The 15,383-nt window shown below is 70.4% G+C and carries 15 protein-coding genes and 1 pseudogene; 5 read left to right on the forward strand and 11 right to left on the reverse strand.

Going from position 1 to position 15,383, the window contains the following annotated elements; all coding sequences use genetic code 11:
- A pseudogene (locus tag E2651_RS30920) lies at nucleotides 1–941 on the forward strand (hypothetical protein); the annotation flags it as partial.
- A 44-nt stretch (nucleotides 942–985) separates the two neighbouring features.
- Here the strand turns inward: E2651_RS30920 and E2651_RS30925 are convergent.
- On the reverse strand, nucleotides 986–1,288 hold the full coding sequence (locus E2651_RS30925) for a carboxypeptidase-like regulatory domain-containing protein (RefSeq protein ID WP_135334552.1): 303 nt from the start codon (nucleotides 1,286–1,288) through the stop codon (nucleotides 986–988).
- Between the two features lie 10 nt (nucleotides 1,289–1,298).
- On the reverse strand, nucleotides 1,299–2,207 hold the full coding sequence (locus tag E2651_RS30930) for an endopeptidase (protein WP_245239346.1): 909 nt from the start codon (nucleotides 2,205–2,207) through the stop codon (nucleotides 1,299–1,301).
- 487 nt (nucleotides 2,208–2,694) lie between these two features.
- Between E2651_RS30930 and E2651_RS30935 the strand changes: the two genes are divergently transcribed.
- A complete protein-coding gene (locus E2651_RS30935) occupies nucleotides 2,695–3,159 on the forward strand; it encodes an SRPBCC family protein (protein ID WP_135334554.1) in 465 nt (154 codons plus the stop codon).
- 68 nt (nucleotides 3,160–3,227) lie between these two features.
- On the opposite strand, the gene E2651_RS30940 is transcribed toward E2651_RS30935, so the two are convergent.
- The 4 genes from E2651_RS30940 to E2651_RS30955 all read right to left on the reverse strand — a co-directional run bounded on the left by E2651_RS30940 (nucleotide 3,228) and on the right by E2651_RS30955 (nucleotide 6,806).
- Nucleotides 3,228–3,647: a hypothetical protein gene (locus E2651_RS30940; protein WP_135334555.1), complete on the reverse strand. Its 420-nt coding sequence runs from the start codon at nucleotides 3,645–3,647 to the stop codon at nucleotides 3,228–3,230.
- A 207-nt stretch (nucleotides 3,648–3,854) separates the two neighbouring features.
- Nucleotides 3,855–4,301 carry an SPW repeat protein gene (locus E2651_RS30945; RefSeq protein WP_135334556.1) on the reverse strand — a complete coding sequence of 149 codons (447 nt, stop codon included), beginning with the start codon at nucleotides 4,299–4,301 and terminating at the stop codon, nucleotides 3,855–3,857.
- A 127-nt stretch (nucleotides 4,302–4,428) separates the two neighbouring features.
- The gene (locus tag E2651_RS30950; RefSeq protein WP_135334557.1) at nucleotides 4,429–6,363 is read right to left on the reverse strand and encodes an ABC transporter ATP-binding protein; all 1,935 of its coding nucleotides are present in this window, start codon (nucleotides 6,361–6,363) and stop codon (nucleotides 4,429–4,431) included.
- Nucleotides 6,360–6,806 carry an NUDIX domain-containing protein gene (locus tag E2651_RS30955; protein ID WP_245239347.1) on the reverse strand — a complete coding sequence of 149 codons (447 nt, stop codon included), beginning with the start codon at nucleotides 6,804–6,806 and terminating at the stop codon, nucleotides 6,360–6,362. The genes E2651_RS30950 and E2651_RS30955 overlap by 4 nt, the downstream gene beginning before the upstream one ends.
- A gap of 338 nt (nucleotides 6,807–7,144) precedes the next feature.
- Here E2651_RS30955 and E2651_RS30960 point away from each other — a divergent pair, with 338 nt between their 5' ends.
- Genes E2651_RS30960 through E2651_RS30970 form a run of 3 tightly spaced genes read left to right on the forward strand, consistent with a single transcriptional unit; the run spans nucleotide 7,145 to nucleotide 9,449 of the window.
- Nucleotides 7,145–7,825, forward strand: coding sequence for an ABC transporter permease (locus E2651_RS30960; protein ID WP_135334559.1), 681 nt, complete (start codon nucleotides 7,145–7,147; stop codon nucleotides 7,823–7,825).
- Nucleotides 7,822–8,505, forward strand: a complete 684-nt coding sequence (locus E2651_RS30965; RefSeq protein WP_135334560.1) for an ABC transporter permease — start codon at nucleotides 7,822–7,824, stop codon at nucleotides 8,503–8,505. The genes E2651_RS30960 and E2651_RS30965 overlap by 4 nt, the downstream gene beginning before the upstream one ends.
- Nucleotides 8,502–9,449: an ABC transporter substrate-binding protein gene (locus E2651_RS30970; RefSeq protein WP_135334561.1), complete on the forward strand. Its 948-nt coding sequence runs from the start codon at nucleotides 8,502–8,504 to the stop codon at nucleotides 9,447–9,449. Before E2651_RS30965 ends, E2651_RS30970 begins: the two co-directional genes overlap by 4 nt.
- A gap of 224 nt (nucleotides 9,450–9,673) precedes the next feature.
- Here E2651_RS30970 and E2651_RS30975 read toward each other — a convergent pair whose 3' ends face one another.
- The 5 genes from E2651_RS30975 to E2651_RS30995 are packed head-to-tail and all read right to left on the reverse strand — an operon-like array spanning nucleotide 9,674 to nucleotide 15,278.
- Complete coding sequence (locus E2651_RS30975) at nucleotides 9,674–10,837, reverse strand: betaine/proline/choline family ABC transporter ATP-binding protein (RefSeq protein WP_135334562.1); 1,164 nt, start codon at nucleotides 10,835–10,837, stop codon at nucleotides 9,674–9,676.
- A gap of 22 nt (nucleotides 10,838–10,859) precedes the next feature.
- On the reverse strand, nucleotides 10,860–11,537 hold the full coding sequence (locus tag E2651_RS30980) for a lactate utilization protein C (protein WP_135334563.1): 678 nt from the start codon (nucleotides 11,535–11,537) through the stop codon (nucleotides 10,860–10,862).
- Nucleotides 11,534–13,051: a LutB/LldF family L-lactate oxidation iron-sulfur protein gene (locus tag E2651_RS30985; RefSeq protein WP_135334564.1), complete on the reverse strand. Its 1,518-nt coding sequence runs from the start codon at nucleotides 13,049–13,051 to the stop codon at nucleotides 11,534–11,536. Before E2651_RS30985 ends, E2651_RS30980 begins: the two co-directional genes overlap by 4 nt.
- Nucleotides 13,048–13,809, reverse strand: a complete 762-nt coding sequence (locus E2651_RS30990; protein WP_135334565.1) for a (Fe-S)-binding protein — start codon at nucleotides 13,807–13,809, stop codon at nucleotides 13,048–13,050. The genes E2651_RS30985 and E2651_RS30990 overlap by 4 nt, the downstream gene beginning before the upstream one ends.
- 56 nt (nucleotides 13,810–13,865) lie before the next feature.
- Nucleotides 13,866–15,278: a rhamnulokinase family protein gene (locus E2651_RS30995; protein ID WP_245239348.1), complete on the reverse strand. Its 1,413-nt coding sequence runs from the start codon at nucleotides 15,276–15,278 to the stop codon at nucleotides 13,866–13,868.
- Nucleotides 15,279–15,383: the final 105 nt, after the last annotated feature.

Here is a 15,383-nt window from a genome sequence, read left to right on the forward strand (position 1 = left end):
CCCAGTGCCACCCCCACTGGCACCCCCACTGGCACCCCCACTGGCATAGGAAAACCCAGAGTCCTGGCGGGGACGACGCCCGGAAGGCGGCCGCCGAGGCGGACTCGGCGACCATGCTCGGCGGTGATCCGCGCAAGGATTCCATCTACTTCGCGATGACCGCGCGCTTCAACGACGGCGACGCGTCCAACAACCGGGGCGGCAACCAGCACACGTCGTCCGGCAACGCCTTCGTCAACGACAAGTGGAACCGCGGCTCGGTGAACCACTCCGCGCAGTTCTACACATGGAAGGAGCGCAAGGAGTGCAACGCGGACGATGCGGCGGCCGCCCTGGAGATGTACGAGTACGAGCAGGCCCAGGGCACCGGAAACCAGCCCACCAGCAACAACGCCTTCCTGGACGGGAACAGCTACCACGCCCCCGACCGCACGGAGTTCTCCGGCATGAACATCATCGACATGCGGATGCACATGAACTTCGGCGACGCCCCGAACGCGTACAACAACGGCAAGGACTCCGACGACTCCGTCAACGACGCGACGTACAACACCGTGTACGTCGACAGCCACGACTACGGACCGAACGAGTCCTCCACCCGGTACGCGGGCGGCGCCGACGCCTGGGCCGAGAACATGGCCCTGATGTGGACCTTCCGCGGCATCCCGACCCTCTACTACGGCTCGGAGATCGAGTTCCAGAAGGGCAAGCAGATCGACTGCGTGCCCGCGCTGCAGTCGGGCCAGTACTCGACCGAGGGCATCGAGGGCCAGATGGCGTACAAGCGCCGCTACACCTTCGGCACGGTCGACAGCTTCGCCCTGGTCACCGTCTCGGGCGCCGCGACCTACACCGGCATCCCCGACGGCACCTACGCCGACGCCGTCACCGGCGACAAGAATCCGGGCAAGGTGGGCGCCGACGGCCCGTACCTGAAGTAGCGCGGCTACCTGGAGTAGCGCGGCACGGTCTCCAGCTGAGGTGTCTAGCCGAGCGTCAGCTCGACCCGTACCGGCTCGGTGACGGCGCCCCCGGTGGTCGCGCCGACCCGGACGGTGGCCTCGGCGGTGCCGGGCGGGCCCGTGATCGGGTCCGCCCGGCACGTGAGCGTGTACGCGCCCGCGGTGGGCGCCGTGAGGAAGAAGCGTCCCTCGGTGTCCGTCAAGGCAGCGATGTCCGGCAGCGGCCGGGGCCCGCTGGTGAACAGGACATGAGCACCCGCCACCGGCGCGCCCGAGGCGTCATGGACGACGCCGGTGATCTGTACTGCCGAACCACTGCCGCTCATAGGCCTTCGCTCATGCCTTCCATGCCACGTAGTTGTTGAAGACGGGAGTGGTGAACCGGGTGCCCGAGTTCACGCGGGAGCCGCCGTAGGCGTGTATCGCGAAGCCATAGCGGCCGTTGCTGTCGATGCGGTAGACGGAGCTGCCGCTCTGTCCGCCGGCGGTGTCGATGTCGTAGTACACCTTGCGCGGTGCGACGGAGTCGATCCCGCGTGCCGCGTACCACATGGTCCCGCCCGGCTTGTCGCCCGGATAGCCGGCGATGTTGCCGGTGGTCTTGAGCAGATCAGAGTCCGACCATACGCCGAAGCCGAACCAGCCCGTGGTGGAGCCGATGTTGGAGGGCGTGATGATGGCGCCGTAGTCGAAGTTCTCGTCGCCGTTGTCCGTCCAGCCGAGCACCGACCGGAAGCTCGTGCAGGTGATGCTGCCGTACGGCAGCGACGCGCCGTTGCGGCCCGGCATGACCTGGATGCTCTTCACCCAGCCGTCGCGGCCCGCCACTCCACTGCCCTTGATGTAGACCACGTGCCCGGCCGTGGCCAGGGTGTGCGGTCCGAGCAGCCAGCCGGTGCCCTGGTAGAGCGCGTTGTCGCGGGCGGTGATCAGCAGGTAGCAGTGGACGCGCCACGGGTAGACGCTGGTGTTGTTGATCTGTACGCGGTCATCGGGACCGTGCACCGTCTCGGGGGCCAGCGGCGGCGGGCCGAAGGAGGCCTCCCCGATGTCGGGCAGCGTGGCGGTCGGGGCCGTCCAGGCCTCCGGCGCGAAGTGTTCCGGCCTGCGGTAGCCCTCGATGTGCTCGAGCCCCTCGCCGGTCGGGTGCTGCGTCTCGCCCTGCGTGCCCTCGGACGGCGGCTGCAGGACCGCTTCCTGCTCGGCGGCCAGTGATACCGCACTGTCCTCCGGCTCGTTCGTCACAGCAGTGTGTGGATCTAGCGCCATTCTGGATCACCCGGCTTCTGTCAGAGCTGCGATGTTTCAGGAGCTCGATGTTTCAGAGCTGCGATGTGATGCCTTTCTGGACGCCGCGGCCGCAACGCTTTTTGGGTCAATGCCCCTTCTACTGCCGCCTGACTAGTGCCGCAATGAGCCTTTTGCGCCGTCCCGGCGGGGAGGTGGCGGGGCCGTCGAAGGGCGGGCCGGGATCACCGTCTGACGGTCTCTCACATCCCGGACGGCGCACAGGACATCGGCTCACCCCCGCACCCCACCGCGAGCGGCCGGGGCCGCGCCCCCGAGGCCACCGCACCCACAGCGGCCCGGCCGGGTCCTGCGCACAACCGTCCCCTGCCCGGCCTCCACCGCCCCTTCGCCCCTCACCCCGGCACCCACACCCCGCGCGTCGCGGAACAGAACCGGGCGCGATGCCCGAATCACACCGACCTCGCTTGCTACGTTGACGCGTATGTACGCGACCCGGATCTCCCGGCACGTGAACGCCTCACGCCCAGTCGTCTATCGGGCGCTCATCGCCGCGGACGCCATCGCCCGATGGCGGGTACCGAGCGGCATGACAAGCAAGGTGCACGCGTTCGACGCCCGCGAGGGAGGCGAGTTCCGCGTGTCGCTCACCTATGACGCGCCGGACGGCGCCGGCAAGTCGGCCTCGCACACCGACACGTACCACGGCCACTTCGCCAGGCTCGTCCCGGACGAGCAGGTCGTGGAGGTCCTCGAGTTCGAGGCCGAGGATCCCGCACTGCGCGGCGTCATGACGATGACGACGACGCTCACCGACGGCGCGGACGGCGGCACCGACGTGGTGATCGTGCACGAAGGCATCCCCGACGCCGTCCCGGCGGCCGACAACGAGACGGGCACCCGCATGGCCCTGGCCAACCTCGCCCGGCTCGTCGAGGAGAGTTCATAGTTGCCGGCGGACAACGGGGCGTAGCCCGCCGGCGCGATCGAGCGACGAGGTCATGCGTTGACGGTGTGTCAGGGCTCGATCAGGTGGCCGAGATTGCCCGCACGCCGCTCCCAGCCGACCTGGCCGAGCGGGAAGCGGCCCTTGCAGGAGGCCCACACCTCGTCGCCGTTCTTGAGGTACACCTCGACGGTCCCGACGAACAGGTCCGTCAAGTCCACCCGCGTGGTCACCGGGTCGTCGGCGGTACGCAGGGTGCCACTGGTGGCCGCGACTTGCTGCCATCCGGAGGGGACGGCGACGGACACGGTGTACGTGGTGTTCAGGGTGTCGCTGGCGGCAGTTCCCTTCACCAGACAGCCGCCTGACGCGGCGGCGTAGCTCGTGTCGTCCGGGGCGGCCACCGCCCGGGCGGCGTCGGGAGTGGTGAGGGCAAGGCCGGTGAGGGCCAGAGCGGCGAGGGCGGCGGCCAGGGCGCGGTGAGGTCGCACTGCGGTTCTCCTGTCGAAGTGATCGGGGCCAGGCCACCGTTACCCCAAACGCCCGACGGCGATGGCCTCCGCGCGCCCGGTCACGCCGAGAAGGACCCGAATGGGCTGGTCCCGAGGGCGGCGAAAGCCACGACCCCGAGCGCGGCGAGCGGCGGCTCCCGGTCGGTGGGACCGGGGCCGCCGCCCTCGTTCAGTCCTCGACCTCCGTCAAGACGTGTTTGCCCCTCGGTTCTCCTTCGCCGCCGCGCCGGTGCATGCGAGGCCCAGCAGGAAGGTGAGACCGCCGATGATGACGTTGGTGAGGATGACGCCCGTGTCGGGGCTGTCGCCCACCACCCACGGCGAGACGATCATCCAGACGCCCATGGCGCACATGGCCCAGCTCAGGCTGTACATCCTGGCCGGGGTGACGGTGAACCCGACCGCCAGCAGTGCGATCGCGATGCCCATGATGAGGTTGTGCGTCGCGAGGGTGGGCTGGTTGGCGGCGAAGTGGATCGTCCACGGGGATATGGCGCAGAAGAGGCCCGTGAGGAACACAGGCCCGTCCACGAGTGCCACATCGTGACCGCCGAGCACGCGGGCGTACCGATCCCGCATCTCGGATATATCGGGGTGATGGGTGATGTCTCCCCTGTGTGAGACGTCGGCCATGAGACTCGTCTCCTCTGATTCGAGCAGGCCTGAAGAGCTATCGCGGCATAGTCGTCGCGCATATCCATTTTGCGCTTATTTTTCCTTTATGTGTAGTGGTGAGGAGGGTCGGGTTCTTCGAAAGGGCTCAGCGGTCCTTCGAGCGGGCTCCGCGGTCCTTCGAGCGGGCTCCGCGGTCCTTCGAAAGGGCGAGGAGCTCCGCGAAGAGGCCCCCTCCGTGGGCCAGGTCGTCGTAGTGCCCCTGCTCCGTGATCCGGCCGTGCCGCATCACCACGATCCGGTCCGCCACCTTGGTGTTCTCCAGCTGGTGGGTGACGACGACGGTGATCTGGTCCGGGGCGCTCGCCTTCAGCGCGTCGAGCACGGCCCGTTCGCCGCGGACGTCCATCTGCGACGTCGGCTCGTCCAGGATCAGCACCGGCGGCCGACGGTAGAGGGCGCGGGAACAGGCCAGGCGCTGCCACTGGCCGCCGGAGAGCTCGCAGCCGCCGAAGAGCTCACGGGCCAGCAGGGTGTCGAGGCCGTGCGGCAGTTGCTCGATCGCGGTGCGCATGCCGACCGTGTCGACGGCGTCCCAGACCGGCCCGTCGTCGACGGTGCGGGGCTGGCCGAGCGTCACGTTCTCCCGGGCCCGCAGCGGCCATTGGGCGAAGTTCTGCGCGACCAGGCCGGTGCGGGCCCACACGCTGTCCGGGTCCGCCGTGGCGAGATCGACTCCGTCCCAGGTCACCCGGCCCTTGTCGGCGAGGAAGATGCCGGTGATCAGGCGCGTGAGGGTGGACTTGCCCGAGCCGTTCTCCCCGACGACGGCCACGATCTCGCCACGGCGCAGGGTGAGCGAAACATGGTCGACGGCCGGGTCCTCCTTGCCGGGGTAGTGGTAGACCGCCTCGTCGACGCGGATCTCCGCCACCTGCTCCGGGGCCGTCGACCGGCCGCGCTGTGGGGCGAGTTCGTGGGCGAAGTCGAGGAACGAGCGCATGTCGGCGAGGTAGAGACTGGTGTGGAACATCGCCGCGCCGTGGATCACCAGCTGGGAGAGCGCGGTGAGGGACGTCTGCACGGCGACGACCGCCGTGGCGGCGACGGCCAGGTCCACACGTCCCGTGACGGCGAGCCAGGCCAGCGCCGCCCAGGTGCCGACGAGGAAGACCCCGCCCAGGGCGGAACTGGCGAGGACGATGCGCAGCATCCGGGGCGCGGCCGCCAGAGTGCGCCGGTCGATCCGGCCTGACAGGGCGCGGTACCAGTGGATCAGGTACCCGGTCATGCCGTTGGCGCGCACCTCGTCGCTGAACTTCGGGGTGGTCGACCACCACCGCATCATCTGGCGTACGTTGCGGTCGCCGACGTTGGCGTAGTGCGTCTCGTAGGTGACGCGCGCCGAGAGGACGGCCCCCGCTCCGGCGGGCACGACGGCGAGGGCGAGCAGCGGGAACATCAGCGGATGCAGTACGGAGAGCACGCCGCTCGCGGTGATCATGCGGACCAGGGCGGCCGTGAAGCGTGTCGCGTCCTGCACCATCGTCCGGCTGCGGGTCACGCCCATCTCGGCCGCCTCCTGCCGGTCGGCGAACCCCGGTTCCGCGTACGCGGCGGCCTCGGCGCGGCACACCGCCTCGACCAGGGCACTGTCGGCGCCGGTGGTCAGCCGCGGGGTGATCCGGCCGTCCGCGTACGAGGAGAGCGCGGTGGCCACCCGCGTGACGGCGGCCGCGACGGCGATGACCAACAGCGCGGGCAGCGCCGAGCGCAGCCGGTCGGCGGCGGCGCCACCGCCGATGAGGGGCTGCATCGCCGTGGCGGTGAAGGCCAGTTGCACGGCCGCGCCGGCGCCGATGAGCAGCTGGCAGCCGAGGAGCAGCAGCACGGCACGGCGGTCGGTCTCCCACGCCATCCGGGTCGTGTGCGCGAGGACCGACGGCAGGCGCGAGCACATGTCCCGGAAGGAGGCCTCGCCGAGGGGGTTCTTGCCGGGGTTCCCCTCGAACTTGATCTCCGCGGGCGGGGGAGGGGGCAGCGACCTGGACGTGGTGGCGGGGCCGGTGTTCTGGCTTGTCATGCGGCCGCCCACCCCATCTCCGTGTACGTACGGCCTGCGGCGATGCCCGTCAGCGCGACGGCGGTGTAGTCGACGAGCGGGGACGGCAGGGCGGCGTAGGGCCACCACTCCAGGGCGGTGCAGCGGTCGGGTTCGCGGATGGCCGGGGTGCCGGCGTAGGCGAGGACGTGGAAGAGGAGCTGCATCCTGGCCCTGCCGTCGCCGCCGTCCCGGTGGTGGACGATGTGGACGAGCCGGAGGTCCTGCTCGTGGATGGTGACGCCGAGCTCCTCGCCCGCCTCGCGCACGGCACACGCCGTGGCCGATTCGCGTTCGAGATGACCGGCCGGGAGGTGCCAGGTGGCGGGGGCGTAGGCGGAGTCGGGGGAGCGAAGTCCGAGCAGTACCCTGCCCGCCCGCTCGAACACAAGGTGAACACCGACGATGTTGGCATGCAGTTCCAATGGGGCTCCCTGGCGGCATCGGTACGGACAGACGCTCGGGAAACGGGGCCGAGTGGTGGTGCGTAACGGTGATGTGGGAGCGATGTCTCGGGCTGAAGTTCGAAGCCGGTCCCGGAGGGCCGGGATGGCGGGCCACCGGGCCGTGATCTTGCGTTCGATTCACTCTGGCGGTTCGAACCACCCGATTCGGGGATTGCCGATGCGGGGGGTGCGGCGGGGTTGGGTGAGTCAGGGGTGCGGATTGATTGGTGCAGACCTCTTGATTATTGGTCTAGGTCAATCCTCGTACGGACGACCAGAACGCGCCGTCCCCCGCAGCCGCCCGCTGGAATGGACAGGTGACCGCGCCCCCGGACGACTGCCTCGCGCGCAACGAGTGGATCTGCGGTGAGTATCTGAGCACCCGCCGCCAGATCATCCTCGACGCGGTCGTCCAGCATCTGCAACTGACGGCGCTCTCCGTCCTCATCGCGCTCGTCGTGGCCGTGCCGCTCGCCGTCCTCGCCCGCCGCTGGGCCCTCGCGGCGGGCCCGGTGCTCGCGCTCACCACGGTCCTCTACACGATTCCCTCGCTCGCGATGTTCTCGCTGCTGCTCCCCATGTACGGCCTCTCCGCATCCCTGGTCGTCGCAGGACTCGTCCTCTACTCACTGACGCTGCTCGTCCGCAACATCCTCGCCGGTCTGCGCGGCGTCCCCGAGGACACCCGCCAGGCCGCCCGCGGCATGGGCTACGGACCGATCCGGCTGCTGCTCACCGTCGAACTGCCGCTCGCGCTGCCCGCCGCGATGGCGGGCCTGCGGATCGCCACCGTCTCCGCCGTCTCCCTCGTCACGGTCGGCGCGATCGTCGGCTTCGGCGGGCTCGGCAACCTCATCTACGCCGGCATGAACACGTACTTCAAGGCACAGGTCCTGACCGCCTCCGTGCTGTGCGTCGTCATCGCCGTAGCCGCCGACCTGCTGCTGCTCGGCGTACAACGGATCCTGACTCCCTGGACGAGGGCGGTCCGTTCATGAACACCCTCAGCGAGGCCTGGCAGTGGCTCACCGACGCGGCGCACTGGTCGGGCGACGACGGCATCTGGCACCGCCTCACCCAGCACCTCGTCCTCACCGTGGTGTGCCTGCTGATCAGCTGTCTGATCGCGCTGCCCGTCGCGCTCGTCCTCGGCCACCTCGGCAAGGGTGGGGCGCTCGCCGTGAACATCTCCAACGTCGGCCGCGCGGTCCCGACCTTCGCGGTCCTCGTCCTGCTGCTCCTGACTCCCCTCGGCCGCTGGGGCGAGGGGCCCACCGTCGTCGCACTCGTCCTGTTCGCCGTGCCGCCGCTGCTCACCAACGCGTACGTCGGCATGCGCGGCGTCGACCGCAGCATCGTGCAGGCCGCGCGCGGCATGGGGATGACGGGGCGGCAGATGCTGTGGCGCGTCGAACTGCCGCTCGCGATGCCGCTGGTGCTCAGCGGGGTGCGTATCGCCGCGGTGCAGCTCGTCGCCACCGCGACCATCGCGGCGCTCGCGGGCGGCGGGGGACTCGGCCGGATCATCACGGCGGGCTTCAACCTCGCGAGCACTCCCCAGGTCGTCGCGGGCGCCGTCCTGGTCGCCGCGTTCGCGCTGCTCGTCGAGGCACTCTTCGAGATCGGCGAGCGCCTTGCCCCGGCGTGGGCACGGGGCGGCAAGGGGCGGGCCGGATGAGACGGCGCACCGGGCCGACCCTGCTGGCCGTCGCCGCGCTCGTCATCCTGTCCGGCTGCGCGTCCGGGCCGTCCCTGGAGACCCAGGGCGAGGTCACCGCGCCGCCCGGCGACAACCGCCACCTGGTCGTCGGCTCCGCGGGATTCACGGAGAGCGATCTGCTGGCCCAGATGTATTCACTGCTGCTCAACAAGGCCGGATACGGTGCGGAGATCCTCTCCGTGGCCAACCGCGAGCTCTATGAACCGGCCCTGGAATCCGGGCAGATCGACGTCGTCGCCGAGTACGCGGCGACGTTCGCCGACTGGCTGAACGCCAAGAAGAACGGCGCCGACGCGGAGCCCGTCGGCTCGCCCGACCTCGCCACCACCATGCGGGCCCTGCGCGACCTCGCCACACCCCGCGGCCTTTCCGTCCTCGACCCGGGCAAGGCCGTCGACCAGAACGCCTTCGCGGTCACCGCGTCCTACGCCCGGCAGCACCGGCTCAAGACACTCAGCGACCTCGGCAGGTCAGGCCTGCCGGTGCGGCTCGCCGCGGGCGACGAATGCGTGCAACGCCCGTACTGCGCACCGGGATTGAAGGAGGTCTACGGCATCGACATCACCGCCGTCGACCCCAAGGGCGTGGGCACGACGCAGGCCAAGAAGGCCGTGCAGAGCGGCCAGGACCAGATGGTCCTGACCACGTCGACGGACGCCACCCTCGACGCATTCGGCCTGGTCCTGCTGAAGGACGACAAGAAACTCCAGAACGCCGACTACATCGTCCCGGTCGTCAACCGCTCCCGCGCGGGCAGCGAGGGCGTCGCGAACGCACTCGGCCGCCTGAACGCCGTCCTGACGACGACGGACCTGGCCTCCATGAACGAACAGGTCGACAGCTGGCGCAGGCTTCCGGAGGACGTGGCACGGGCTTATTTGGAGGAGAAGGGCTTGCTGTGACTTCACCGCGCAGGGCGGGCAGTCCCCGGCCGGGACCGGGCGGTCCCCCTCCGCGCCGGGGCGGGCACCCCCTCTCCGCCGCAACGGCGATCAAGCCGGACGGCGGAATTCGGCGGCGCCGAACTACCTCTGCCCGTTAGGGGTTGTGCGCTGACAGATCTCCGCTCGCCGCAGGCGCAAAGGACTCGGGCCCGCCCGGACACCGCACCCCCGGCCGGCAAGGCCTACGCGTCGGCCACTGAGTCGAAATCCACCTGATCCCGCGGCACGCCCTGCGCGTCCGCGTCCACCGAGCGGCGCAGCGCCTCATGCAGTTTCGCCGGGGTCAGTACGCCGAGGAAGCGGGCCCCGTCGAGGACCGCCACCCAGCCCGCGTCATGCTGCAGCATCTCCCCGAAGGCCTGCTTGAGGGGCGCGCCGACGGGGACCCACGCCTTCATCCGGTGGGCCAGGTCGCCGACCTTGCCGCCCTCACCGGCCAGCGCCACCTCGTCGACGCCGACCCAGCCGTGCAGATCGCCGTCCGCGTCGAGGACGACGGCCCAGCGCGCGTCCTGCTCGCGGAGCCGGGCCGCGGCCTGCGGGGCGGGCTCGTCGAGGCGGGTCACCGACGGCTGCTCCAGGTCGTCGGCCTGGATCTCGGTGACCGAGAGCCGCTTCAGGCCCCGGTCGGCGCCCACGAACTCGGCGACGTACGGCGTGGCCGGAGTGCCGAGCACCGCCCCCGGCGTATCGAACTGCTCGATGCGCCCCTGCCCGTACACCGCGATCCGGTCCCCGAGCCGGACCGCCTCCTCGATGTCGTGGGTGACAAGGAGCACCGTCTTGCGGACAGCCGCCTGCATCCGCAGGAACTCGTCCTGCAACTGCTCCCGCACCACCGGGTCGACCGCCCCGAACGGCTCGTCCATGAGGAGGACCGGCGGATCGGCCGCCAGCGCCCGTGCCACCCCCACCCGCTGACGCTGACCGCCCGACAACTGCTCGGGATAGCGCGATCCGTACGTCTTCGGGTCGAGCCCCACCAGGTCGAGCAGCTCCGCCGCCCGCGCCCGCGCCTTCCCCTTCTTCCAGCCGATCAGCGCGGGCACGGTCGCCGTGTTGTCGAGGATCGTCCGGTGCGGGAAGAGCCCCACCTGCTGGATGACATAGCCGATGCGGCGGCGAAGGCGCACCGGGTCGACAGCGGCGATGTTCTCGTCGTCGACGAAGATGCGGCCCGAAGTCGGTTCGATGAGCCGGTTCACCATCATCATCGTGGTCGTCTTGCCGCACCCGGACGGGCCGACGAGCGTGACCAGTTCACCCTCGGCGACCTCGAACGAGAGGTCGTCCACAGCAGTCGTGCCGTCCGGGTAGCGCTTGGTCACCTGCTCGAACCGGATCATGCACTCACGCTAACCGCGGCCCTCACACTCCGCTCACCAGCACCACCTCCAGCCTGCGCGGGCCGTGCACGCCCTCGACCCGGTCCAGTTCGATGTCGCTGGTCGCGGACGGTCCCGAGATCCACGTCAGCGGCCGGGCGGGGTCGAGCCGTTCGAGTGCCAGGGGGACCGAGGCGACGACCTGATCCGGGACCCGAACGACACAGATGTGGTGATCGGGGACGAGCGTGATGCGGCGGCGGCCCTGGTCCGGCCCACCGTCCAGGACGATCGTGCCGGTCTCGGCGACGGCGACCGCGCAGCCGGTGACGACACTGTCGACCGCGTCCAGCTCCCCGGCGGTGTGCGCGGCCAGATCCTCGACGCGGTCCGGGCCGTCCGCGGGCAGCCAGCCGGGCGGCAGCGCGGGCGGCACGAGCACGCTGCGCGCGCCCCGCTCGGCGAGCAGCCGCCCCAGCAGGTCCGGCAGCCGCCCGGCCTGCGTGCGGTGCACGATCGCCCGGTAGTCCGCGAGGTTCTCGGCAAGCAGGTCGACGGTCTGATCCGTGGTGCGATCGCCGTGCTCACGCAGATAGCCGCGCTCGACGGCACTGCCGTAGGAGTACGCCACGTCGCCGTGCCGCGAGTCGTCGCGTACGTCGTCCCGTACGTCGGTCAGGGCTCGCCGCACCCGACCCAGGATCAGGTCTCTGCTGCTCACTCGCCGCTCCTCTTCCCGCTCCTCGTCCCGCTCCCCTTTGCCCGGCCGCCGTCCGTCCGCTGCCACCAGTCGCGGAACGGCTCCGCGGGCACCTGCGGCAGGTCCCGCGTCGCACTCCACGCCCGACCGGGGCCGGGGAGGGTACGCGGATGGAGGCGCCGGGTGCGCGAGGCGAGGCGCTGGCCGGCGCGCAGCGCCCCCGGCCTGCCGAACGTCCATCTCGTGGCGCGCATGGCCGCCCGCTCGGCGGCGTGCCCCTTCGCGGGCCGCAGTGTCACCTTCGTGCCGTTCCTGATCACTTCGCCGCCCTGGACCACCCGCTCCCGCAGATGGACCAGGACCTCGGGGATGTCGATGGCCACCGGACACACCTCGTAGCAGGCGCCGCAGAGCGACGACGCATAGGGGAGCGTCGCGTCGATCTCGCTCTGGGTGCCGCGGAGTTGAGGACTGAGGATCGCGCCGATGGGGCCCGGATAGACCGAGCCGTACGCATGGCCACCGGCCCTTTCGTAGACGGGGCAGACATTGAGGCAGGCCGAACAGCGGATGCAGCGCAGCGCCTGCCGGCCCACCTCGTCGGCGAGGGTGTCGGTGCGGCCGTTGTCGAGGAGCACGAGATGGAAGACGCGCGGCCCGTCGGCCGTCTCCGCGTCCGTCGTCCCGGTCCACATCGAGGTGTACGGGTTCATGCGCTCGGCCGTGGAGGAGCGGGGCAGTGTCTGGAGGAAGACCTCGAGGTCCCGCCACGTCGGCACGACCTTCTCGATGCCGACGACCGAGATCAGCGTCTCGGGGAGGGTGAGACACATCCGGCCGTTGCCCTCCGACTCGACGACGACGAGCGTGCCCGTCTCGGCCACCATGAAGTTCGCACCGGAGACGCCGACCTTGGCCCGCAGGAACTTCTCGCGCAGATGGAGCCGTGCCGCCTCGGCGAGCTCGGCGGGCGTATCGGTCAGGCCGTCCGGCGCCGGGCGGCCCCACTCGCTCATCTCGCGGGTGAAGATGTCGCGGATCTCGCCGCGGTTGCGGTGGATGGCGGGTACGAGGATGTGCGAGGGGCGGTCCTTGCCGAGCTGCACGATGAGTTCGGCGAGGTCGGTCTCGTAGGCGCTGATCCCCTCGGCCTCCAGGGCTTCGTTGAGGCCGATCTCCTGCGTGGCCATCGACTTGACCTTGACGACCTCGGACTCGCCCGTGGCCTTCACCAGCTCGGTGACGATCCGGTTGGCCTCGTCCGCGTCGGCCGCCCAGTGCACCGTGCCGCCCGCGGCCGTGACCGCCTCCTCCAACTGGACCAGATACCGGTCGAGATGGCGGAGCGTCTCGTCCTTGATGCGCTTGCCCGCCTCGCGCAGCTGCGCCCAGTCGTCGAGCTCGGCGACGGCCTTGGCGCGCTTGTCGCGGATGGTGTGCGTGGCGTGCCGCAGATTGGCGCGCAGGGTCTTGTTCCCGACGGCCTCGCGGGCGGCCTCGGGGAAGGCGGGCATGCCTACGAATGTGCCGCTCATGCCAGAGGCTCCTCTTCCGTGCTCGCCAGGATCTCCGCGATGTGGACCGGACGCACGCCGCTCCTGAGGCGGGTCATCGTCCCGCCGATGTGCATCAGACAGGAGTTGTCCGCCGCGCACAGCACATCGGCACCCGTCGACTCGGCGTTGCGGACCTTGTCCGCGCCCATCGCCGCCGAGACATCGGAGTTCTTCAACGCGAACGTGCCGCCGAACCCACAGCACTCCTCGGCGCCCGGCAGCTCGCGGAGCTCAAGTCCCTTGACCGACTTGAGCAGTCGGGCGGGCCGCTCCCCGAGTCCGAGGGAGCGCAGGCCGTGACAGGTCGGGTGGTACGTCACGGTGTGCGGGTAGTACGCCCCGACGTCCGTCACGCCGAGGACGTCCACCAGGAACTCGGTCAGCTCGTACGTCTTGGGGACGACGGGTGCCAGCGCCGCCGCCAGGCTCTCTCCTCGCCCCTCGGCCCGAGCCCGTTCTCCCATGCGCGGATACAACTCGCGGACCATCGCCCCGCACGAGCCGGACGGCGTCACGATCGCGTCGTACCCGTCCGCCCCGAAAACATCGGAGAAATGCCGGGCGAGCGGCTCGGTCTGATGTCGATAGCCGGTGTTGTAGTGCGCCTGCCCGCAGCAGGTCTGCGCCATCGGGAAATCGACCTCGACACCGAGCCTGGTCAGCAGTTTCACCACCGCGCGGCCCGTGTCCGGGTACAGCGTGTCGTTGACACACGTCAGGAACAGAGCGACACGCATCGCGGGTTCCTCCTCGTCGATCATCGGATGGATGCAGGGTATGCGCTGCGTCGGCGTTACGGGAGTCGGTGTGCGGCGATGTGTTGAGACGCCTCGGCCCATGCCGACCGGGTCCGGCGGTCGCTCGCCGGCTCGTAGCGGGCCAGCGGCTGGGTGCGGGCAAGGAGCGCCCGCATCTCGTGTCGGTCCGCCGTCAGTCCGTGCGCCCTCGCCTGGACGAGTACGTTGCCGAGCGCGGCGGCCTCGGCGGGGCCCGCCACGACGGGAAGGCCGCAGGCGTCCGCCGTCAGTTGGCAGAGCAGCGCGTTGCGGGCGCCGCCGCCGACTATGTGCACGACGTCCACGGACCTGCCCGTGAGGCGCTGGGCGTCCTCGATGGCCTGGCGGTGCGCCAGCGCGAGGGAGTCGAGTATGCAGCGGGTCGTCTCGGCGGGGGTGCTGGGCACGGGCTGCCCTGTGGAGCGGCAGGCCTGCGCGATGCGGTGCGGCATGTTGCCCGGGGGCAGGAACGCGGGGTCGGAAGCGTCCACCAGGGAGCGGAGTGCGGGGACGTTGGCGGCTTGGCGAAGCAGGGGCTCGAGGTCGCTGCTGCCCCAGGTGCGCCGGCACTCCTGGAGCAGCCACAGGCCCATGATGTTGCGGAGGTAGCGGACTGTGCCGTCTATGCCCAGTTCGTTGGTGAAGTTGGCCGCGCGGCCGGCTTCCGTGCGGACGGGGGCGGCCAGTTCCATCCCGGCCAGGGACCACGTGCCCGTGCAGATGTACGCGAAGTTGTCGGTGGTGGCGGGGGCCGCGGCCACCGCTGACGCGGTGTCGTGCGAGGCGATCGTCGTGACGGGGGTGGGTGTGCGGGTGTTGAGGCCGGTCTCTTCCAGCACGTGCGGCAGCAGGTGGCCTGCCGGGTCGCCGGGGTGCCGCAGGGGGGCGAACAGGTCGAGGTTGATGTCGAGGCGGGTCGCGACGTCGTGCGACCAGGTCTTGGTGTGCGGATCCAGGAGTTGGGTCGTGGACGCGTTGGTCAGCTCTGTCCCCTGTTCGCCGGTCAGCCAGTACGTGAGGAGGTCCGGGATGAGGAGGAGGCGTTCGGCGGCGGCGAGTTGGGCGGTGCCTTGGGCGGCGGTCAGTTGGTAGAGGGTGTTGAAGGGGGCGTGCTGGATGCCTGTCGCCGCGTAGAGCTCGGGTGCGGGCATGGCTGCCCACACCTTCTCCGGCGCGGACTCGGTGCGTGTGTCCCTGTAGTGCACCGGGTTGCCCAGGAGCGCACCGTCCGCGTCCAGGAGCCCGTAGTCGACTGCCCAGCCGTCTATGCCGACGGAGGTCACGGGGCCTGCGGCGCGGAGGCCGTCGAGGACGCCGGCGTAGAGGGCGAGGATGTCCCAGTGCAGGGTGCCGGCTGTGCGGACGGGGCGGTTGGGGAAGCGGTGGGTTTCGGTGAGGGTGAGTTCGTTCGGGGTCACCTGGGCTGTCATGACGCGGCCGGTGGAGGCGCCTAGGTCTATTGCGGCGAAGTGGTGGGGGCGTGTGCGCGGGCGCGGGCTGGAGCTGGGCATAGGGGCTCGCAGGGGCTGTAGTTC

It is taken from the genome of Streptomyces sp. MZ04 (assembly GCF_004684775.1).
GTDB lineage: Bacteria > Actinomycetota > Actinomycetes > Streptomycetales > Streptomycetaceae > Streptomyces.